The organism is Streptomyces sp. NPDC048278 (assembly GCF_040652195.1).
Lineage (GTDB): Bacteria > Actinomycetota > Actinomycetes > Streptomycetales > Streptomycetaceae > Streptomyces.
In genome coordinates this window covers 292686-313266 of the sequence record NZ_JBEZLP010000005.1, presented here as the reverse complement: position 1 = coordinate 313266, position 20581 = coordinate 292686, and the positions used below count along the sequence as shown (strand labels likewise).

Annotated in this window: 20 protein-coding genes; 15 read left to right on the top strand and 5 right to left on the bottom strand. The window is 73.0% G+C overall.

The genetic code is table 11. The annotated features are described in order from the left end of the window. Nucleotides 1–23: 23 nt before the first annotated feature. On the top strand, nt 24–563 hold the full coding sequence (locus AB0D74_RS12155) for a TIGR00730 family Rossman fold protein (RefSeq protein WP_362583791.1): 540 nt from the start codon (nt 24–26) through the stop codon (nt 561–563). 7 nt (nt 564–570) lie between these two features. Beyond that, entirely contained in the window at nt 571–1278 is a 708-nt protein-coding gene (locus AB0D74_RS12150) for an SDR family oxidoreductase (protein ID WP_362583788.1), read from the top strand. 72 nt (nt 1279–1350) lie between these two features. Here AB0D74_RS12150 and AB0D74_RS12145 read toward each other — a convergent pair whose 3' ends face one another. The 3 genes from AB0D74_RS12145 to AB0D74_RS12135 all read right to left on the bottom strand — a co-directional run bounded on the left by AB0D74_RS12145 (nt 1351) and on the right by AB0D74_RS12135 (nt 3493). Further along, on the bottom strand, nt 1351–2574 hold the full coding sequence (locus AB0D74_RS12145; RefSeq protein WP_362583785.1) for a cytochrome P450: 1224 nt from the start codon (nt 2572–2574) through the stop codon (nt 1351–1353). Then, nucleotides 2571–2714: a hypothetical protein gene (locus tag AB0D74_RS12140; protein WP_362583782.1), complete on the bottom strand. Its 144-nt coding sequence runs from the start codon at nt 2712–2714 to the stop codon at nt 2571–2573. The genes AB0D74_RS12145 and AB0D74_RS12140 overlap by 4 nt, the downstream gene beginning before the upstream one ends. Nucleotides 2715–2842: 128 nt before the next feature. Continuing rightward, nucleotides 2843–3493 carry a helix-turn-helix domain-containing protein gene (locus AB0D74_RS12135; protein ID WP_362583779.1) on the bottom strand — a complete coding sequence of 217 codons (651 nt, stop codon included), beginning with the start codon at nt 3491–3493 and terminating at the stop codon, nt 2843–2845. A 379-nt stretch (nt 3494–3872) separates the two neighbouring features. On the opposite strand from AB0D74_RS12135, the gene AB0D74_RS12130 reads away from it, so the two are divergent. The 4 genes from AB0D74_RS12130 to AB0D74_RS12115 all read left to right on the top strand — a co-directional run bounded on the left by AB0D74_RS12130 (nt 3873) and on the right by AB0D74_RS12115 (nt 12513). Next, nucleotides 3873–6830, top strand: a complete 2958-nt coding sequence (locus AB0D74_RS12130; RefSeq protein WP_362583776.1) for a BTAD domain-containing putative transcriptional regulator — start codon at nt 3873–3875, stop codon at nt 6828–6830. A 9-nt stretch (nt 6831–6839) separates the two neighbouring features. Next, entirely contained in the window at nt 6840–7841 is a 1002-nt protein-coding gene (locus AB0D74_RS12125; protein WP_362583773.1) for a methionine synthase, read from the top strand. Between the two features lie 13 nt (nt 7842–7854). Continuing rightward, nucleotides 7855–10050, top strand: coding sequence for an NAD-dependent DNA ligase LigA (gene ligA / locus AB0D74_RS12120; RefSeq protein ID WP_362583771.1), 2196 nt, complete (start codon nt 7855–7857; stop codon nt 10048–10050). 213 nt (nt 10051–10263) lie between these two features. Then, nucleotides 10264–12513, top strand: coding sequence for a bifunctional diguanylate cyclase/phosphodiesterase (locus AB0D74_RS12115; protein WP_362583768.1), 2250 nt, complete (start codon nt 10264–10266; stop codon nt 12511–12513). A gap of 125 nt (nt 12514–12638) precedes the next feature. Here AB0D74_RS12115 and AB0D74_RS12110 read toward each other — a convergent pair whose 3' ends face one another. Beyond that, nucleotides 12639–13217, bottom strand: a complete 579-nt coding sequence (locus AB0D74_RS12110; RefSeq protein WP_362583765.1) for a TetR/AcrR family transcriptional regulator — start codon at nt 13215–13217, stop codon at nt 12639–12641. A 96-nt stretch (nt 13218–13313) separates the two neighbouring features. On the opposite strand from AB0D74_RS12110, the gene AB0D74_RS12105 reads away from it, so the two are divergent. The 5 genes from AB0D74_RS12105 (at nt 13314) to gatB (ending at nt 17348) form a co-directional block, all read left to right on the top strand. Next, entirely contained in the window at nt 13314–13685 is a 372-nt protein-coding gene (locus AB0D74_RS12105) for a DUF4267 domain-containing protein (protein WP_362583762.1), read from the top strand. Between the two features lie 97 nt (nt 13686–13782). Continuing rightward, nucleotides 13783–14079, top strand: coding sequence for an Asp-tRNA(Asn)/Glu-tRNA(Gln) amidotransferase subunit GatC (gene gatC / locus AB0D74_RS12100; protein WP_067164579.1), 297 nt, complete (start codon nt 13783–13785; stop codon nt 14077–14079). Between the two features lie 6 nt (nt 14080–14085). Continuing rightward, on the top strand, nt 14086–15579 hold the full coding sequence (gene gatA, locus AB0D74_RS12095) for an Asp-tRNA(Asn)/Glu-tRNA(Gln) amidotransferase subunit GatA (protein WP_362583759.1): 1494 nt from the start codon (nt 14086–14088) through the stop codon (nt 15577–15579). After that, on the top strand, nt 15576–15818 hold the full coding sequence (locus AB0D74_RS12090; RefSeq protein WP_089098594.1) for a hypothetical protein: 243 nt from the start codon (nt 15576–15578) through the stop codon (nt 15816–15818). The genes gatA and AB0D74_RS12090 overlap by 4 nt, the downstream gene beginning before the upstream one ends. Nucleotides 15819–15833: 15 nt before the next feature. Continuing rightward, entirely contained in the window at nt 15834–17348 is a 1515-nt protein-coding gene (gatB, locus tag AB0D74_RS12085) for an Asp-tRNA(Asn)/Glu-tRNA(Gln) amidotransferase subunit GatB (RefSeq protein WP_362583755.1), read from the top strand. 58 nt (nt 17349–17406) lie between these two features. Here gatB and AB0D74_RS12080 read toward each other — a convergent pair whose 3' ends face one another. Beyond that, nucleotides 17407–18216, bottom strand: a complete 810-nt coding sequence (locus AB0D74_RS12080; protein WP_362583752.1) for a methyltransferase domain-containing protein — start codon at nt 18214–18216, stop codon at nt 17407–17409. A 186-nt stretch (nt 18217–18402) separates the two neighbouring features. Here AB0D74_RS12080 and AB0D74_RS12075 point away from each other — a divergent pair, with 186 nt between their 5' ends. The 4 genes from AB0D74_RS12075 to AB0D74_RS12060 all read left to right on the top strand — a co-directional run bounded on the left by AB0D74_RS12075 (nt 18403) and on the right by AB0D74_RS12060 (nt 20532). Beyond that, complete coding sequence (locus tag AB0D74_RS12075) at nt 18403–18729, top strand: hypothetical protein (RefSeq protein ID WP_362583749.1); 327 nt, start codon at nt 18403–18405, stop codon at nt 18727–18729. A gap of 72 nt (nt 18730–18801) precedes the next feature. Continuing rightward, nucleotides 18802–19377 (top strand): GNAT family protein, encoded by a 576-nt coding sequence (locus tag AB0D74_RS12070; protein WP_362583746.1) that lies wholly within the window; start codon nt 18802–18804, stop codon nt 19375–19377. A gap of 35 nt (nt 19378–19412) precedes the next feature. After that, nucleotides 19413–20081 (top strand): hypothetical protein, encoded by a 669-nt coding sequence (locus AB0D74_RS12065; RefSeq protein ID WP_362583743.1) that lies wholly within the window; start codon nt 19413–19415, stop codon nt 20079–20081. A 229-nt stretch (nt 20082–20310) separates the two neighbouring features. After that, nucleotides 20311–20532: a hypothetical protein gene (locus AB0D74_RS12060; protein WP_362583740.1), complete on the top strand. Its 222-nt coding sequence runs from the start codon at nt 20311–20313 to the stop codon at nt 20530–20532. Nucleotides 20533–20581 lie beyond the last annotated feature (49 nt).

Here is a 20581-nt window from a genome sequence, read left to right as displayed (position 1 = left end):
CGGTCAACGCATACCCTTTCCCCATGCGAATCTGTGTCTTCCTCTCCGCGGCAGATCTCGACGACCGCTACACCCGCCCCGCTCGCGACTTCGGAAACCTGATCGGCAAGGGCGGTCACGCCCTGGTCTGGGGAGGCTCCGACACCGGCCTCATGAAGGTCGTCGCCGACGGCGTCCACGAAGCCGGCGGGAAGCTGATCGGCGTCTCCGTGGAGTTCCTCGCCAACAAGGCCCGCCCCGGCGCCGACGAGATGGTCATCGCGGCCGACCTCGCGGAGCGCAAGCGGCTCCTCCTGGAGAAGGCCGACGCCGTCGTCGTCATGGTCGGCGGCACCGGCACCCTCGACGAGGCCACCGAGATCCTGGAACTGAAGAAGCACGGCCGCACCGACAAGCCCGTCGTCCTGCTGAACACCGCCGGCTTCTACGACGGCCTGGCGCAGCAGTTCCGCCGCATGGACGCCGAGGGCTTCCTGCCCCGCCCCCTGGCGGAGCTGATGCACGTCGCCGCCGAACCCGCCGACGCGCTCGCGTACCTGGAGGCGAACCAGCGCGCCCGCTGATGCGAGCATGGCCCTCATGGCAACTCATGTGATCACCGGCGCCGGTTCCGGCATCGGCGCCGCCGTGGCCCGCCGCCTGCACGCGCGAGGGGACGACGTCGTCCTGCACGCGCGCGACGCGGGCCGCGCGAAGGAGCTGGCCGCCGGGTTCCCCGGCGCCCGCACCCTGGTCGGCGACCTGGCGGACCCCGACAAGCTCTCCTGGGCCTTCTCCCACCAGGCCCTCCCGGACCGGGTGGACTCGCTGCTGCACATCGCGGGCGTCGTCGACCTGGGCGAGGTCGGCGAGCTGACCCCGAAGTCCTGGCGTCACCAGCTCAACGTCAACCTGGTCGCACCGGCCGAGCTGACCCGGCACTTCCTGCCCCAGCTCCGGGCCGCCCGCGGGCACGTGGTCTTCGTGAACTCCGGCGCGGGACTCAACGCCAACGCGGGCTGGTCGGCGTACGCGGCCTCCAAGCACGGGCTGAAGGCCCTGGCCGACGCCCTGCGCGCCGAGGAGCACGGCAACGGCGTCCGCGTCACCTCGGTCTACCCGGGCCGCACCGCGAGCCCCATGCAGGCGAAGGTCCACCAGCAGGAGGGCAAGGAGTACGACCCGGCGCGCTGGATCGACCCGGAGTCGGTGGCGACCACGATCCTCACCGCGCTGGACCTGCCGGGGGACGCGGAGATCAACGACCTCACCGTGCGCCCGGGCCCGCTTCCCGGCTGAGCCTGTTCGCAGCGCCCCAAAGGGGCGCGAGGAACTGCGCGACCAGCCACGACGGCGCCGCGGACGACCTGCTCACCGCAGGACCAGCCGCCCCCGGAAGTTCTCCGGCACCGGTGCGAACCGCAAGGCCATCGTGACCGCCTCCGGATCCGCCACGGTCAGCCGGTAGCGGGTGCACAGCAGGTGGCACAGGGCCATCAGCTGGACGACGGCGATGTTCGCGCCGATGCACTTCTTCGGCGCCCAGCCGAACGGCACATAACAGCTCCGGTCGGCCGGGCCGTGCGGCGCGCCCGGCAGGAAGCGGTCCGGGTCGAAGACGTCGGGCTGCTTCCACACCCGCTCGTCACGGTGGATCAGGTGCGGGCTCAGCAGGTACCACTGCCCCGGCTCCAGCCGGGTGGTCCCCAGGTCGAAACCGAACGTGGAGCGGCGCACCAGCAGCAGCGGCGGGCTCCACATCCGCAGCACCTCCTTCACGAACCGGTGGGTGACCGGAGCCGCCCTGGTGGGTGCCGTACGGAACTCCAGCGGGTCCACCGCGCCCAGCTCGGCTTCGAGCCGGCGCTGCCACTCCGGCTGCCGGGCGAACTCGTACAGCACGCTCGCGGCGGCGGTGCCGGGCGGCCCGCCGATGGCGGTGAGGACGGTGGTCACCACGTCCAGCGCCCGGTCCATGCCGAGTTCGGGCAGCAGGTCCACGAAGGGGTCGGCGAGATCCTGCTCGCGCCCGCGCCGGCCCCGGGCCCGCTGCCGGAGCACCCGGCGCACCACCAGCCCGGCCCGCACCTGGACGGCGACGTGCCGCAGGTGGTGCAGGACGCCGCCCGGCGCGGGCGACACCAGCCGCGCCAGCTTCATCTCCAGGTCCCGGCGGACCAGGTCCGCCTCGCCGTCGGTGAGCCCGCCGAGCGCGACGGGCAGCAGCGACCGCAGCGCCACGTCCTGCATCAGCATGGTCAGGTCGGTGTCCTGCCCGGTCCGGGCGTCCAGCACCCGCTCCATGCGCCCGATCAGCAGACCGTGCTGCTCCGGCGTCGCGAGCGCGTGCAGCCGGGTCATCCAGGCGGAGCGGATCCGGCTCCACCGCATCTCGGGGCTGCGCCGCCGGCGCACCATGTCGACCAGCCGGTCGTGCATCACGTACCGCTGCCAGTTGCCGGCGCTGACCCGGCGGGCCGCCTCCGGCTCGAAGACCCCGAGCCGCTGGTCGTCGACCCGGAAGATCCCGTCCTCCTGAGCGCTGCGCAGCCGCAGGGAACTCAGGAAGTCCTCGGGGTGCTGCGGGGTGGTCATCGTGAGCGTTCCCCTCGTGGGAGCGCGCCGCCCGGCGCCGAGCGCCACACGTCGGAACCGCCCTCGAACGCGGACTCGAACTCCGCCTTCAGCCGCGCCAGTTCGTCACCCGGCGCGGGGCGTTGGGGCGACGACGTCATGTGTCCTCCCTGAACGGTGGCGGGGCCGCGGTGCAGGTCCGCGATGCCCGACCCAGACTGCGGAGCGGGCCGGGCCCTGTCGCCCGCTGTGCCGCTGAACGGAACGGGCGGCGGGGCGAGCGACCGGGTCAGCGGCGGCCGAGCCCGGCCGTGACGGCCGACGCCGCCCGGTGGGCCGTGTCGGCGAGGCGTTCCAGGTGGTGTCCGGGGCCGGTCAGCAGGCACAGCGCCGCCACCGGGACACCGCCCGGCGCGGCCACCGGGACGGCGGCGCAGCACACCCCCTCCAGCACCTCCTCGCGGTCGTAGGCGGCCCCGGTCTCGCGGATCCGCGCGGCCTCTCCCGGCCAGGTCCGGGGCAGCGGGCCGGGCGCAGGACCGGTGCGGGCCCAGGCGGCCAGGACCTTGCCGGCCGCCGTGTACCAGGGCCAGACCGGCCGGTCGTCGGGCAGCGGGCACGGCACGTCCGCGGGCGCCGTCCAGTCCAGGACCAGCGTCTGCCCCCGGTGCAGCACGGCGAGGGCCACCGTCGTCCCGGTGACGGCCGCCAGCCGCCGCAGCGGACGCCGGGCCGCCGGCCGCAGCCCCGGATGCGGCTGCCAGCCCTGGCCCAGCCGGAACATGCCCGGTCCGATGCGGTAACGGCCCGCGCTGCGCTCCACGGCGCCCAGCTCCGCCAGCTGGTCGAGCAGCCGGTACGCGGTCGTCTTGGGAAGACCGCACACCTCCGCCAGCGCGGTCACCCCGGCGCCCTGCTCCTGCTGCACGGCGTACAGCAACGCGAAGGCCCCCTCCAGAACCCCCCGCCCGGCCGCACCGGACAGGGGTCCGTCGGGGCCGGCCGAGGACACCGTCCCCGCTGGTCTGTTCGGTGGCGGTACCGGGGCGGTCGCGGTCGCCCTCTCCGATCGGTGCACGTGTCTACCCCCGTGGTCACGTGTGAGCCCCGTCCGGTGCCGGACCGGGGTGCGGTGGCGGGTGCGACACGCCGACAGACCGGCGCGGCACCGCCCGGACCAGGGTGGGTTGCGCGCATGGGCCGATTCTTTGCCGAAAGGTTGTCGCCCAGCCCACGTATGTGAGGAGACTGTGAAAACGGGGCGGACGGGGGTGGGCTCAATGCTGCGGTTGTGTCTGTCGGGACCGGTGGAAGTGCTCGTGCGCGAGGCGCCGGTGGATCTCGGTCCACCCCAACGCCGGGCGGTGCTCGCCGCGTTGGCCGTGGACGTCGGCCGGCCGGTGCCGGTGGAGGCGCTCGTCGACCGGGTCTGGGGCGCCGACCCGCCGGAGGGCGCCCGCCGCGCCCTGTACGCGCACATCGCCCGCATCCGGCGGCTGGCGGAGCGCCTCGACGACAGTGGCGAGGGGCGATTACCGGTGCTGCGCCGCGCCGGCGGCTACCAGCTCGACCTCGACCCCGACAGCGTGGACCTGCACCGCTTCCAGCGGCTGGCGGCGACCGCCCGCGACGACGCGCTGCCCGGCCGCACCCGTGCCGCGCAGCTGCGCGAGGCACTCGCCCTGTGGCGCGGCGAGCCCTTCGCGGGACTGCCCGGGACCTGGCCCGCCCGGATGCGCGAGACCTGGCGGCGGCAGCGCGTGGACGCCGCAGTACGGCTCGCGGACATCGAGATCCACAGCGGTGACCCGGCCGCGGTCGTCGGCCAGTTGACGGACCTGCTCGGCGAGTACCCGCTGACGGAACCCCTGGCGGAGGCCCTCATGCGGGCCCTGCACGCGGCCGGCGACAGCGGCGAGGCGCTGCGCTGCTACGCCCAGACCCGACGGCGGTTGGTGGAGGAGCTCGGCACGGAACCCGGCCGCCGACTGTGGGAACTCCACCGGCGGATCCTCCGGGACCACCCCACGGGCCCCGCCCTTGTCGGCGCACACGAGCCGCTCCCCACCGGCGGACATCCGGCGCCCCCCGCGGCCGTACGGCCGACCCCCGCCACTCCTGCGGCCCCCGCACCTCCGGCAATCCCCGTCGGCCCGGACCCGGCCGGCCCCCCGGCGGCAGAACGAGGCACCACCCCCGCCGGACCTCGGGTGACCCCCGTCCGCGACGGCACCCCGTACACCGCACCCGCTCAACTCCCGCCGGGAGCGCCCGGTTTCACCGGCCGTGTCGACGAACTCGCGCGGCTGGACGCCCTGCTGGCGGACCTCGGACGGCATCCCGCGGCGGTCGGGGTGTCCGCCCTCTCGGGCATGGGCGGCGTCGGCAAGACCGCACTCGCCGTGCACTGGGCCCGGCAGGCGCACCCGGCCTTCCCCGACGGGCAGTTGTACGTGAACCTGCGCGGCTACGACCCGAGTGGCGCACCCCTGGCCCCGGACCGTGCCCTGCGCGGATTCCTGGAGGCGCTCGGGGTGCCGGCCACCCGGGTGCCGGAGTCGCCCGACGCCCAGGTCGGCCTGTACCGCAGCCTGCTGTCGGGTCGCCGGGTCCTGGTGGTCCTCGACAACGCCCGGGACGCCGACCAGGTACGGCCGCTGCTGCCCGGCGCGCCGGGCTGCCTGGCCCTGGTGACCAGCCGTGCCCCGCTGGCCGGGCTCGCCGCCGCCGAGGGCGCCCGGCTGCTCGCCCTCGGCCTGCTCGGCGCCGAGGAGAGCCGCGAACTGCTCGCCGCCCGGCTGGGCGCCGCCCGGGTGGCCGCCGAGGCCGCCGCGGTCGACGAGATCGTCGTACGGTGTGCCGGGCTGCCGCTGGCCCTCGCGGTCGTCGCCGCCCGTTCCGCCGCCCGCCCCGACCTGTCGCTGGCCGGTTCCGCCGAGGAACTGCGCACCGCCGAGCGGATCCTGGACCCCCTGGACACCGGTGACCCGGCCACCGCGGTACGGACGGTCTTCGACTGGTCGTACCGTACGCTCAGCCCGGCGGCGGCCCGGCTCTTCCGGTTCCTCGGCCTGCATCCCGGCCCCGACGCCGACCTGACCTCCCTCGCCGCGCTGGCCGGCACGTGCGTGGGGCGGGTGCGGGCGCCGGTGGCCGAACTGACCGCGGCCCACCTGCTGGCCGAGGCCACCCCCGGCCGCTACACCTGCCACGACCTGCTGCGGGCCCATGCCGTCGAACTGGCCGCCGAGTTCGACGACGCGCGGGCGGTACGGGCCGCGAGCCGCCGCGTCCGGGACCACTACCTGCACACGGCCTACGCGGCCGACGCCCTGCTGACCCGGCGCCGCCACCCGATGACCCTGGCCCCGGCCGAACCCGGCGCGCTGCCACGGCCGTTGGCGGACTGCGACGAGGCACTGGCCTGGCTGATCGCCGAACAGGCCGTGCTGCTGTCGGCCGTGGAGCGCCCGGCCCCGGACCTGGACGCCCACACCTGGCAGCTGGCGGCGACCCTGACCACGTTCCTCGAACGCCAGGGCAACTGGCAGGCCCTCACCGACGTCCACACCGTCGCCCTGCGCGCGGCCGAGCACCACGACGACCTGGCCGGACAGGCCGCCGCCCACCGCGGCCTGGGCCTGGCCCGCTTCCAGCTGCGGGACGCGCTCGGCGCCCGCCACCACCTCACCCGTTCCCTCGGCCTCTTCCGGCGCCTGGACAACCACCCGGGCCAGGCGCGCACCTGCCAGAACCTGGCCAAGATGGCGTGGGCGCACGGCGCGCCCCGGGAGGCCCTGCAGTACGCGCGCCGCTCACTCGAACACTTCCGGCTCGCGCACGACCGCGGCGGCCAGGCGGTCGCCCTCAACGACATCGGCTGGTACCTCGCCGAACTCGGCGAGCTGCGCGAGGCACTCGACTACTGCCGGCAGGCCCTGCCGCTCGTCCAGGCCACGGGCGACCTGAGCGGCCAGGCGCACACCTGGGACAGCCTCGGCTACATCCACCGGCACCTGGGCCGGTGGACCACCGCCGTGGAGTGCTACGACCGGGCCCTCGCCCTCTTCCGCAAGACGGGCGACCTGCGCAGCGAGGCCATCGGCCTCACCTATCTCGGCGACACCCACGAGGCGGCGGGCGCGCCCGGCCCCGCGCTCGACGCCTGGCGCCGGGCCCTGGACCTCTTCGACGACCTGGGCCTGCCGGAGGCCCAGGCCCTGCGCACCAAGATCCGCACCCACACCGGAACCCACCGCACCGCCCGCCCCGCATAGGCTCCTCACGTGAACGCACTCTCCGACTTCGGCCCCGCCACAGGCATCGGCTCCCTCCCCGGCACCGACGCCCGCGAGGCCGCCAAGACCGCCACCGGCAGCTTCGAGGACTTCCCCTTCCTGCCCGAGCTGCCCGCCCGCGGCCCCGGCGCGGACATGATCGGCCGCACCGCCGGCCTGCTCGTCGAGCTGTACGCGCGCGTGGAGCCCAGCGGCTGGCGGCTCGGCGACCGGCCGGGCCGGGACACCCGGCGGGCCAGGTCCTGGCTGGGCGAGGACCTGGACGCGCTGGAGGAGTTCACCCAGGAGTACACGGGCCCGCTGAAGGTGCAGGCGGTCGGCCCCTGGACCCTCGCCGCCGCGCTGGAGCTGCGCAACGGCGAGTCGGCGCTCTCCGACCCCGGCGCCTGCCGGGACCTGGCCGCCTCCCTCGCCGAGGGACTGCGCCTCCACCTGGCCGAGACGCGGCGGCGCGTCCCCGGCGCCCGCCTGGTGCTCCAGCTCGACGAGCCGTCGCTCACCGCCGTCCTGCGCGGCCAGGTGAGGACCGCCTCCGGCTACCGCACCCACCGCGCGGTCGACCGGCAGGCCGTCGAGTCCACCCTGCGCGACGTGTTCGGCGTGCAGGGCGACGGCCCGGTCGTCGTCCACTCCTGCGCCCCGGACGTCCCCTTCGCCCTGCTCCGCCGCGCCGGAGCCGCCGCGGTCTCCTTCGACTTCTCGCTCCTCACCGAACGTGACGACGACGTGATCGGCGAGGCGGTGGAGGCCGGCACCCGGCTCTTCGCCGGTGTCGTGCCGGGCACGGACACCGCATTGTCAGACCCTGCCGGTAGCGTCATGGGTGTCAGGACGCTGTGGCGCAGGCTGGGGCTGCGACCGGGGCTTCTCGCGGAGTCCGTCACGGTCACCCCGGCGTGCGGGCTGGCGGGAGCTTCCCCCGCGTACGCCAGGGAGGCGCTCGCCCACTGCGTCCGGGCGGCGAGATCACTCGCGGACAACCCAGAGTAACGGGAGGAACACGGTGGCCGGCGACAAGCAGCAGGCGGAGACGGCGGTGCCCGCCGAGGCACGGGAGAAGCACGCGCGGCTCGCCGAGCAGATCGAGGAGCACCGCTTCCGGTACTACGTGAAGGACGCCCCGGTCGTCAGCGACGCGGAGTTCGACAAGCTCCTCAAGTCGCTGGAGGCGCTGGAGGACGAGTACCCCGGGCTGCGCACGCCCGACTCGCCGACCCAGAAGGTCGCCGGGGCGTACGAGACGGAGTTCACGGCGGTCGAGCACCGCGAGCGGATGCTGTCCCTGGACAACACGTTCAACGACGACGACCTCGCGGCCTGGGCCGAGCGGATCCACAAGGAACTCGGCGAGCAGGAGTACCACTTCCTGTGCGAGCTGAAGGTCGACGGCCTCGCCGTCAACCTCACCTACGAGCACGGCCGCCTCACCCGCGCGGCGACCCGCGGCGACGGCCGCACCGGCGAGGACATCACGCCCAACGTCCGTACGATCGCGGAGATCCCGGACCGGCTGGACGGGGAGCGCGTCCCCGACCTGGTCGAGATCCGCGGCGAGGTCTACTTCCCGATGGAGAAGTTCGCCGAGCTCAACGAACGCCTGGTCGCGGCCGGCGACAAGCCGTTCGCCAACCCGCGCAACGCGGCGGCCGGTTCGCTGCGCCAGAAGGACCCGCGGGTCACCGCCTCCCGCCCGCTGCACATGGTCGTCCACGGCATCGGCGCCCTGGCCGGTTTCGAGGGCCTCAACCGGCTCTCCGAGGCATACGGCCTGCTGAAGACCTGGGGCCTGCCCACCTCCCCGCACAACAGGGTGGTCGACGACCTCGACGGCGTACGGGAGTTCATCGCCTACTACGGCGAGAACCGGCACTCCGTGGAGCACGAGATCGACGGCGTCGTCGTGAAGCTGGACGAGATCCGGCTCCAGGGGCGGCTCGGCTCGACGGCCCGGGCCCCCCGGTGGGCGATCGCGTACAAGTACGCGCCGGAAGAGGTCAACACCAAGCTGATCGACATCAAGGTGGGCGTCGGCCGCACCGGGCGGGTCACCCCGTACGCCCAGGTCGAGCCGGTCACCGTGGCCGGCAGCGAGGTGGAGTTCGCCACCCTGCACAACCAGGAGGTCGTCAAGGCCAAGGGCGTGCTGATCGGCGACACCGTGGTGCTGCGCAAGGCCGGTGACGTCATCCCGGAGATCCTCGGCCCGGTCGTGGACCTGCGCGACGGCAGCGAGCGGGAGTTCGTGATGCCGGCCGAGTGCCCGGAGTGCGGGACGCCGCTGCGGCCCATGAAGGAGGGCGACATCGACCTCCGCTGCCCCAACGCGCGCGCGTGTCCCGCCCAGTTGAGAGAGCGGGTGTCCTACCTCGCGGGCCGCGAGTGCCTGGACATCGAGCACTTCGGCGGGGTCGCGGCGGCGGCCCTCACCCGGCCGCTGGAGCCCGCCGACCCGCCGCTGGTCGACGAGGGCGACCTGTTCGACCTCACCGTCGAGAAGCTGCTGCCCATCAAGGCGTACGTCCTCGACCCGGACAGCGGGCTGCCCAAGCGCGACCCCAAGACCGGCGAGGAGAAGGTCGTCACGGTCTTCGCCAACCAGAAGGGCGAGCCGAAGAAGAACACCCTCGCGCTGCTCCAGAAGATCGAGGAGGCCAAGACCCGCCCGCTCGCCCGCTTCCTCAACGGCCTGTCCATCCGGCACGTCGGACCGGTCGCCGCCCAGGCGCTGGCCCGCGAGTTCCGCTCCATCGACCGCATCGAACAGGCCACCGAGGAGGAGCTGTCGAACATCGACGGCGTCGGCGGCATCATCGCGACCGCGCTCACGGAGTGGTTCGCCGAGGAGTGGCACCGCGAGATCATCCGAAAGTGGAAGGCCGCTGGAGTCCCGCTGGAGGACGAGTCCACCGGAGAGGACGAGGGACCGCGTCCGCTGGAGGGCCTCACCGTCGTCGTGACCGGAACCCTGGAGCACTACACGCGGGACGGCGCCAAGGACGCGCTGCAGAGCCGCGGGGCCAAGGTGACCGGTTCGGTGTCGAAGAAGACCGCGTTCGTGGTCGTGGGTGACAACCCCGGATCCAAGTACGACAAGGCGATGCAGCTGAAGGTTCCTGTCCTGAACGAGGACGGATTTGTCGTCCTTTTGGAGCAGGGACCGGACGCCGCGGCCGAAGTCGCCCTTCCGACCGAGGAGTAGTGGTTGAAGGCCACCCGTTCGGTGCATATCAGATGCATACGGGTGGCCGGGGTGCAATCGGGCAACCGTCGTCGACCGCTGCCCGTGGAAGCCTTCTGCGGCCTACTGTTGAGGCGTGCGCCTGCCGTGCCCAGCTGCGGTCGGGGCATTCCCGTGCTCCGGCAGGGCACGGACCGCACGGCGTGGGCACCGCCGGCTGTGAGAGGGACGGGAATGGAACCGACCGAGAGCGCCGCCACGGGCGCCCGGCTGCCGCTGCGCCGCCGGGCGTGCGCATGGCGGGGGAGCCGGTGGGCGGCGCGGGGCGACCGGCGCCCCGGTCCGCCGGGTGTGCCGGGCAGGTCGGCGGTGAGCGGCGCGGCGGACGCGCGCGACCCGCTGCCGCTGGCCGCCGTCGAACCGCCGCCCGGCCTGGTCGGCACCGAACACGAACGGCACCTGTCCTGGCCCGCGCTGCCCGCCGGAGTCGTCGCTGCCGCCGCCTTCGTCCTCGGCGCCGGTTTCTACCGCGCGTTCTCCGACGACCACGCCCTCTTCCCGTCCGGCACGGTCGGCTGGTCGCTGGCCGTGCTGACCGGCATCATCGTCGGCCACCTCGTCCTGCTCGGCCGCGCCCGCTGGTGGGGCGGCACCGGCTCCGGCGCCGCCCTCACCCTCGCCGTCCTCCTGCTCTACGGCTGGGTGCCGGCCGGCATGGTCAGCCTCACCGTCGTCGTCCTGGTCGGCATAGCCCGGCGCCACCGCTGGCGGCAGGGCGTCCTGCACGGCGCGGTGGACATCCTCGGCATCGGGGCCGGCGCCCTGGTGCTCCTCGTCTGCGGACGGGTCCCGACCGTCGAGTCGCCCTGGAACCCGGGCAGCTGGAGCGTCGCCACCGCCCCCGAGGTCGTGCTCGTCGCGGCGGCCTACCTCGCCGTCACCCGCGCCCTGCTCTGGTACCTGCACGCACCGCGCGGCGGCGGCCTGCCCACCGTCGCCCGCACCGCCCTGATGCGCCAGGGCCTGGTCGCCGTCGCCCTGCTCGGCATCGCCCCGCTGATCTGCGTGGTCGCCGTCGCCCAGCCGCTGCTGCTGCCGCTGTTCTCCATCCCGCTGGTCGCCCTCGACTCCACCCTGTGGATAGCCCGGGCCCGCGCCGAGGAACAGCTGCGCGACCCGCTGACCGGACTGCCCAACCGGCAGTGGCTCCTGGAGCGGATCTGGACCGCCCTCGACGACGCCGAACGCATCGGCGCCCGCTCCGCCCTCATGCTGATCGACCTCGACCGGTTCCGTTCGGTCAATGACACGCTCGGTCATCTCGCCGGTGACCGGCTGCTCCTCCAGATAGCCGACCGGCTGCGGGCCGCGCTGCCGCGCGGTGCGGAGGCGGCCCGGCTCGGCGGCGACGAGTTCGCGGTCTTACTCCCGGTCGCCGACTCCACGACCTCGGCCACCCGGGTGGCCCGCGGCCTGGTCACGGCCCTCTCCTCGCCGCTCGACCTCGACGGCCTCACCCTCGTCCTGGAGGCCAGCGCGGGGGTTGCCGTCTTCCCCGACCACGCGCTCGACGCGGAGGGGCTGCTGCGCCGGGCGGACGTGGCGATGTACCAGGCGAAGCGGGACCGTACCGGCGTCGAGGTCTACGAGTCCAAGCGGGACTCCAACACCCCCGACCGGCTGGGCCTGCTGGGCGACCTGCGGCGCGCCCTGGACGCCCACGAGGTGCAGCTGCACTACCAGCCGAAGGTCCGTTTCGACGGGCAGGTGGCCGGTCTCGAGGCGCTGGTGCGGTGGGTGCACCCCGAGCGGGGCAAGGTGCCGCCGGACGAGTTCATAGCGATCGCCGAGTCGTCCGGGCTGATGCCCCATCTGACGGAGTACGTACTGGAGACCGCGCTCGGGCAGGTCGCCGCATGGCGGGCGCAGGGGCTGCGGGTGCCGGTGGCGGTCAACGTCTCGCCGCGCGACGTCCACACGCCGGGGTTCGCGGGCCTGGTGGCGGCGCGGCTGGCGCGGCACGGGGTGCCGGCCGGGGCGCTCCAGCTGGAGATAACCGAGCACGTGCTGCTCGAAGACCCGCAGCGGGCCGCCGACACCCTCGCGGGGCTGAACGGGCACGGCGTGAAGATGTCGCTGGACGACTTCGGCACCGGGTACTCGTCCCTCGTGCATCTGCGGCGGCTGCCGGTGAGCGAGCTGAAGATCGACCGGTCCTTCGTGGCCCGGCTGGCGGTGGACAACGAGGACGCGGAGATCGTGCGCTGCACGGTCGACCTCGCGCATTCGCTGGGGCTGCTGGTGGTCGCGGAGGGGGTGGAGGACGACGAGACGTGGGAGCGGCTGCGGGATCTGGGGTGTGACGCCGTGCAGGGGTGGCTGGTCGCCGCCGCGATGCCGCCGGAGGAGACCACGGCGTGGTTGCTGGCGCGGGGGTCGCGGGGGTGGCAGCGGCCACGGGCGGCTCTGCCGGCCGCCGAGTAGTTTTCCCACCCGTCCACCCGTCCACCCGTCCACCCGTCCGCCCGTCCGCCTGCCCACCCGTTCACCGTTTCCGGACGGGCGGGCGTCGCGCAGTTCCTCGCGCCTCCAAGCACAGGGGGCTGCCCTTACGGAGTGACGAAGTGGCCGATCAGTAGCCTCAGCCGCTCCTCGTGGGCCTCCTCCGGCAGGCGACCGCTGCGGGTCAGGGTCACCAGGCCGTGCAGGCCCGCCCAGAACGTCTCCGTCAGGATGCCGGGGTCGTCGTCGCCCGTGGCGACCGGCTCGACCGCCCGCAGCAGCTCACCGAACGCCGCCCACAGGGCCTCCGGGGCCTCCTGGGTCGCGAACGGCAGATCCACCCGGTGGGTGAACATCGCGTCGTACAGCGCGGGGCGCCTGCGGGCGAACGACGTGTACGTCTCCGCCACCGCCGCCAGCGACTCCCGCACGCCCTTCGCCGCCGCGCGGGCTGCCCGCAGCTCCGTCGCCATCTCCGCGAAACCCTGGACGGCCACCGCCGCCATGATCGCGTCCTTGCCCTTGAAGTGGCTGTAGAGGACCGGCTGGCTGTACTCGATCTCGGCGGCCAGGCGGCGGGTCGTCACCGCGTCCCAGCCTTCGCTCTCGGCGAGTTCGCGCGCGGCCGTGACGATCAGCTGCTCGCGCTCTGCCCGTTCGCGTTCCCGGCGGTTCTGAATCGACATGCTCCGGATTCTAGCAGCGCTAGCCAATCTGTCGACGCTCTGTTAGCGTCGCTATCAGTCCTAGCGATGCTAGAAATCAATCAACAGGGGGCCGCCATGACCGTCACCGCCTACACCCTCGCCGTCCTGCTCGACCTGTTCTGCCTGTTCCTCGGCTACCGGTTCCTGTTCCAGCCGGGGCCCGCAGCCGCCGGATACGGCGTGCCCGCCGACCCGACGGGCGACGCGGGCGCCTATCTCTCCGTCAAAGGCCTCAGGGACGGCACGCTCGGCGTCGTGGGGCTCGCGCTGCTGGCCTTCGTCGGAGCGCACGCCGAGGCCTGGTTCATGCTCTGCGTGGCCCTCGTACCGCTCGGCGACACGCTGACAGTCCTGCGGCACGGCGGCACCCGGGCCGTCGCCTTCGGGATCCACTTCGCCACCGCGGTCGTCGTCCTGATCAGCGCCGCGCTGCTGTTCCTCGTCTGAACGAGACCACCCGCCACGGAAACCGTTTAACGGGTACCCGGCCGTGCCCCATAGGATTGGCTCCAAACCACACACACTCACCCCAGAGGAACGCTGCATGCCTGGCATCACGCGCGAGGAGGTCGCCCACCTCGCCCGGCTGGCGCGTCTGGAGCTGAAGCCCGAAGAACTCGAACACTTCGCCGGCCAGCTGGACGACATCATCGGCGCGGTCGCCCGCGTCAGCGAGGTCGCCGACCAAGACGTACCGCCGACCTCGCACCCGCTGCCGCTGACGAACGTCATGCGCGCGGACGAGGTCCGTCCCTCGCTCACCCCCGCGCAGGCGCTCTCCGGCGCCCCGGCCCAGGAGCAGCAGCGTTTCAAGGTGCCGCAGATCCTGGGGGAGGACTAGACAGCCATGACGGACATCATCAAGCTCACGGCCGCCGAGACCGCCGCGAAGATCGCCTCCGGTGAGCTCACCGCCGTGCAGGTCGCCGAGGCCCACCTCGCCCGGATCGAGGCCGTCGACGAGAAGGTGCACGCCTTCCTGCACGTCGACCGCGAGGGCGCCCTGGCGCAGGCGCGCGCCGTCGACGAGAAGCGGGCGAAGGGCGAGAAGCTCGGCCCGCTCGCCGGCGTCCCGCTCGCGCTCAAGGACATCTTCACCACCGAGGGCATCCCGACCACCGTCGGCTCGAAGATCCTCGAAGGCTGGATCCCGCCGTACGACGCCACGCTCACCAAGCGGCTGAAGGCCGCCGACGTGGTCATCCTCGGCAAGACCAACATGGACGAGTTCGCCATGGGGTCGAGCACCGAGAACAGCGCGTACGGGCCGACCGGCAACCCGTGGGATCTGACCAAGATCCCCGGCGGTTCCGGTGGCGGCTCCTCCGCCGCCCTCGCCTCCTTCCAGGCGCCGCTCGCCATCGGCACCGACACCGGCGGCTCCATCCGCCAGCCGGCCGCCGTCACCGGCACGGTGGGCGTCAAGCCGACCTACGGGGCCGTGTCGCGGTACGGCATGGTCGCGTTCTCGTCCTCCCTGGACCAGGGCGGGCCCTGCGCCCGTACGGTCCTGGACGCGGCCCTCCTGCACGAGGTCATCGCCGGGCACGACCCGCTGGACTCCACCTCCATCGACGCGCCTGTCCCGCCGGTCGTCGAGGCCGCCCGCAACGGCAGCGTCGAGGGCATGCGGGTCGGCGTCGTCAAGCAGTTCCGCGGCGAGGGCTACCAGGCCGGCGTCATCCAGCGGTTCGACGAGTCCGTCGCGCTGCTGAAGGAACTGGGCGCCGAGATCGTCGAGCTGGACTGCCCGTCCTTCGACCTGGCGCTCTCCGCGTACTACCTGATCGCGCCGAGCGAGTGCTCCAGCAACCTGGCCCGCTTCGACGGCCTGCGCTACGGCGCGCGGACGGGTGACGACGGCACGCACTCGGCCGAAGAGGTCACGTCGATCACCCGTGAGGCGGGCTTCGGCCCCGAGGTCAAGCGCCGCATCATGCTCGGCACCTACGCGCTGAGCTCCGGCTACTACGACGCCTACTACGGCTCCGCGCAGAAGGTCCGCACGCTCATCACGCGGGACTTCGAGAAGGCCTTCGAGCAGGTGGACGTGATCGTGTCGCCCACGACGCCGACCACCGCCTTCGCGATCGGCGAGCGCGCCGACGACCCGATGGCGATGTACCTGGCCGACCTGTGCACCATCCCGACGAACCTCGCGGGCAACGCGGCGATGTCGCTGCCCTGCGGTCTCGCCCCGGAGGACAACCTCCCGGTGGGTCTGCAGATCATCGCCCCGGCGCTGAAGGACGACCGGCTTTACAAGGTCGGCGCCGCCGTCGAGGCCGCCTTCGTGGAAAGGTGGGGGCACCCGCTCCTGGAGGAGGCACCGTCGCTGTGAGCAACGCACTGTCGAAGGCCAAGGGCTTCAAGAAGTCGAAGTCCGGTACGTACCTGTCCATGGCCACCACCGCGTTCGGCGCGGTCGGCGTCGCCAAGCAGATCAAGAAGGCCCGCGCCGAGCACGACACGCTGCGGCTCATCGACGCCACCGTGTCCGCCGTCGCGATCGTCACCGGTTTCGCCCTGCTGTACCGCGAGCTGAAGCGGCTGGGCGACGACGACGTCCTGCTGGGCTGAGAGGGAAGTTTCACCGTGACCACCACGACCGACCTGGTGTCGTACGAGGACGCGCTGGCGTCCTACGACCCCGTCATGGGCCTTGAGGTCCATGTCGAACTCGGCACCAAGACGAAGATGTTCTGCGGCTGTTCGACCGAGCTGGGCGCCGAGCCCAACTCGCAGACCTGCCCGACCTGCCTCGGCCTGCCCGGCGCGCTCCCGGTCGTCAACGCGACCGGCGTCGAGTCCGCGATCAAGATCGGCCTCGCGCTGAACTGCGAGATCGCCGAGTGGTGCCGCTTCGCCCGGAAGAACTACTTCTATCCGGACATGCCGAAGAACTTCCAGACCTCCCAGTACGACGAGCCGATCGCCTTCAACGGCTACCTCGACGTGCAGTTGGAGGACGGGGAGTCCTTCCGCGTGGAGATCGAGCGCGCGCACATGGAGGAGGACACCGGCAAGTCGACGCACGTCGGCGGCGCCACCGGCCGTATCCACGGCGCGTCCCACTCCCTGCTCGACTACAACCGCGCGGGCATCCCGCTCATCGAGATCGTCACCAAGCCGATCGAGGGCGCCGGCGAGCGCGCTCCCGAGGTCGCGCGGGCGTACGTCCGTGAGCTGCGCGAGGTCATCCGGGCGCTCGGCGTGTCCGAGGCCCGCATGGAGATGGGTCAGATGCGCTGCGACGTGAACCTGTCGCTGCGCCCGAACGGCACCGCGAAGTTCGGTACCCGCTCGGAGACGAAGAACGTGAACTCGCTGCGGTCCGTGGAGCGCGCGGCCCGCTTCGAGATCATGCGGCACGCGGCCGTGCTCTCCTCCGGCGGGACGATCATCCAGGAGACCCGGCACTTCCACGAGGACACGGGGTCCACGACCTCCGGCCGCGTGAAGGAGGAGGCCGAGGACTACCGGTACTTCCCGGAGCCCGACCTGGTCCCCGTGGCGCCCTCGCGCGCGTGGGTCGAGGAGATCCGCGCCGCGCTGCCGGAGATGCCGCTGGCCCGCCGCACCCGGCTGCTCGCCGAGTGGGGCATCTCGGCCTTCGACATGCAGGCGATCATCAACGCCGGTGCGCTGGACCTGATCGTCGCCACCATCGACGCCGGGTCCGACGCGGCCTCCGCCCGCAAGTGGTGGATGGGCGAACTGGCCCGCAGCGCCAACGAGTCGGGCACCTCGCTCGACGAGCTGGCGATCACCCCGGCGCAGGTCGCCCGGGTCACCGAGCTGGTCTCGAAGGGCGACCTCAACGACAAGCTGGCCCGGCAGGTCATCGAGGGCGTCCTCGCGGGCGAGGGCACCCCGGACGAGGTCGTCGACAAGCGCGGCCTGAAGGTCGTCTCCGACGAGGGCGCGCTCACCGCCGCCGTCGAGGAGGCCATCGCCGGCAACCCGGGCGTCGCCGACAAGATCCGCGGCGGCAAGGTGGCCGCGGCCGGCGCCCTGGTCGGCGCGGTCATGAAGGCGACCCGCGGCCAGGCCGACGCGGCCCGCGTCAAGGAGCTGATCCTGGAGAAGCTGGGCGTCAGCGAGGGCTGAGCGACCGCAGCAGGCACCGGTACGGCCCCGGAGGCAGCGCCTCCGGGGCCGTACCGCGTCACAGGCGGCGGCCCACGATCCGGGCGAAGCCGAGCAGCTGTCCGCGGTCCGCCTCGATCAGCTCCACCGACTCCCGGGCCATCCGGGCCATCTCCGGGTCCGGGCTCTCCGCGGCGCACACCTCGCTCCACAGCAGCCAGTCGCGCCAGCCGTCCTCCAGCCAGTCGGCGGCCTCGACCTGCACGGCCCCGCTGCGGGTCCAGTGCCGGTGCCACCAGCCGGGGGAGTGGAACGCCCAGAAACCGGGGTCCCAGTGCGCCTTCAGGTGCTCGGGCGGCTCGGATCCGGCCAGTTCCTCGCGCACCGCGGGCACGACGACCCCGATCCGGCCGCCGGGCTTCAGCAGCCGGGTGAGCGTGGGCAGATAGAGGTCGGCGGTGCCGAAGTAGTGGTACGCGTCGACGGAGACGATCGCGTCGAAGCTGCCCTCGGCGAAGGGCAGGTCGTGCGCTTCCACGTGCACCGGCTGCACGCGGTCGGCGAACCCCGCCTCGGCGATCCGCCGGGCGTTGTCGTCGGGCCCGACCCACAGGTCCGCGGCGGTGACCTGCGCGTGGAACTCCCTGGCCAGGAAGATCGAGGTCATCGCCCGGCCGCAGCCCAGGTCGAGCACCCGCGCGCACGGGCGAAGGGCGTCCAGGCCCAGGGCAGGGGCCAGCCACTCCAGCAGCCACAGGGCGTGCGGGCCCATCTGGTTCTCGACGGCCCACCGGGCGTCGTAGGTGCTGCTGAGCGGATACCGGGGGAGGGTCAGACGGTCAGTGAGAGGGGCGTCCTTCGACGGTGCGGGAGAGACGGCGTCGGACATGGCTGAACGGGCTCCTTGTGATCTTCGTAGTGGAAGGCGATGCGTAGGAGAGCGTTCGAACCGACAAACAATGCACCCGCTTCGGTCGCCGGCGAGGGGCCGGTCAGGGCTGACCAGCGGAAGCTAGCAGTTGTTCACCTGGTTCGCAGCCGTTTTCCTCAGGTGCGGGTACTACGCTCGCCCGCCATGACCACACACGCCGAATCCGACGCCGAACCCGAGATACCCGGGGTGGAGGCCGCGGACGACGAGGACGAGGACTTCTACGAGGACGCTCGTCAGGCCCGCTGGACCGCCACCGTGACCGGGGCGCTGCTGACCCTGATGGGGCTCACCGCCGCGCTGATGAGAGTGGGCGGGGGCGTGCCCGCGCTGGTGCCCGCCGCCTACGGCTCCGGAGCCGCCGTGTGCGTGTTCGCGGCGGTGCTCGGGTCCCGCGGTCGCACCCGCTGGGCCCTCTGGCTGATGATCCTGGGCACCATGGTGATGGCGCTCGGCGACCAGTTCGACTGACGCACGGGAGGCGCGCCGCGCATGAGAGGCTCGACGCGCCGGTGAAGGACGTGGTGGAACTGGAGAAGCACGATGTACGCGATATCCCTGGGTGACGACGGCGCCGAACTGCGCCCGCTGGAGCCCTGGCACGCCGAGGAGTTCCTCGCCCACCTGGAGCGTGGGCGCGAGTTCATCGGGCGGTTCATCGCGTTCGGCACCAGGGAGAAGGACGTGCCGGCCGCACGGGCCATGCTCCAGCGGTACGCCGACCTGCGGGCCGCCGACACCGGCTCCCTGCACGGCCTGTGGCTGGAGGGCACGCTCGTCGGCGGGGTGCTCTTCCTGAACTTCGACGCCGAGCACGGGAACACCGAGGTCGGCTGCTGGCTGGAGCCGGCCGGCACCGGGCGGGGACTCGTCACGCGCGCGATGCGGGTCCTGCTCGACTTCGCGGTCGAGCAGCGCGGCATCCACCGCATCGAGTGGGTCGCCGCCTCGGGCAACGAGCCCAGCCTGAACGTCGCCCGGCGGCTGGGGATGACCCGCGATGGCGTACGCCGTCAGGCGCACCCCTATGGTGGCCTACGGCACGACCTGGAGGTGTGGTCGATCCTCGCTCCGGAATGGCGTGAAGCACGCGCGCGTGTCACAGCGAACGATCATTAAGAAGCCTCTCAGACAGGATCCGTACGGTGCCGGACATGGGAACCAAGACAGCTGACGAGACCGGTGCCGGGACGGGCGCCGAAGTGACGACCGACGACGAGAAGGTGAGCGTCACCAAGAACGCCGACGACGCGTCGGAGACCGGGGCCGCGACCGGGGCCGCCGACGGCAAGGACGCCGACCTCGCCGCGGCGAACGCGTCGACCACGGCGAACGCGCAGAACGCCGTCGACGCCGCCGACGACGAGGACGACGAGGACCTGGCGGACGACGCCGACCTTGCCGCGGAGCTGGCCGAGGCCGAGGGCCCGTCCGGCGTCGGCCAGGGCGCCGGTGCCGTCGTCTCCGTCGTGCTCGGCCTGGTCTCCCTCACGGGTGGCTGGATCGGTACGGTGGCAGCCGCCCGCGAGACCCTCGTCGGCCAGCTCCAGACCTCGTCGACCGCGAGCGTCGCCAAGCAGGTCAAGGAGGTGTACGGCGACGCGTGGGCGACCACCGCGCTGTGGGCCGGCTTCTTCGCGCTGGCCGCGCTGCTCACCGCCGTCGTGGTGCTGGCCCGGCCCGCGTTCGGCACCCCCGGCAAGCCCCAGGCGCCGTGGATCAAGTCGGTCGCCTGGGCGGGTGTCGCGCTCGGCGTCATCGGCCTGCTGCTGGCCGTCCTCAAGTACTCCGACGCGCTCCTCGGACTGCCGTCGACCAGCTGAGCCGGCTGGGCCGACTGCGCAGGCTCAGGGCAGAAGCCCAGGTCGGAAGGGGCCTTAGGGCGTCCGTAAGCACCTTACGGACGGTCTGAGGCCCCTTACGCGTCCCCGGGGTCCGGCGGCCCCGCGAAGATGCGGAACTCTCCCGATGTGGCGCACCCCCCTGGGAGACGAAGGTGGAGGCATCGCGGAAAGCGATGCACAACCACCCACTCTCACAAGGGACACCACCATGTTCGCGTACGAACTCCACCGGATCCGCTCCGCCGAACTGCGCCGGCAGGCCGACGACGCCCGCCTCGTCCGCGAGGTCGTCCGCTCCCGCCGCGCCGCCCGCCGCGAGGCCCGGGCGGCCGGGACGGCAGGGGGCGCCGCGGCGGCGGGAGCCGCCGCGGCGGCACCGGAGGCCCATACCGACCGCCGTGGCCGGCGCCGGCTCCCGCGCGCCGCGTGAACACGGGACGCCCGGGCGGGGCAGACCGCCCGGGAACCTCGAACCGGGA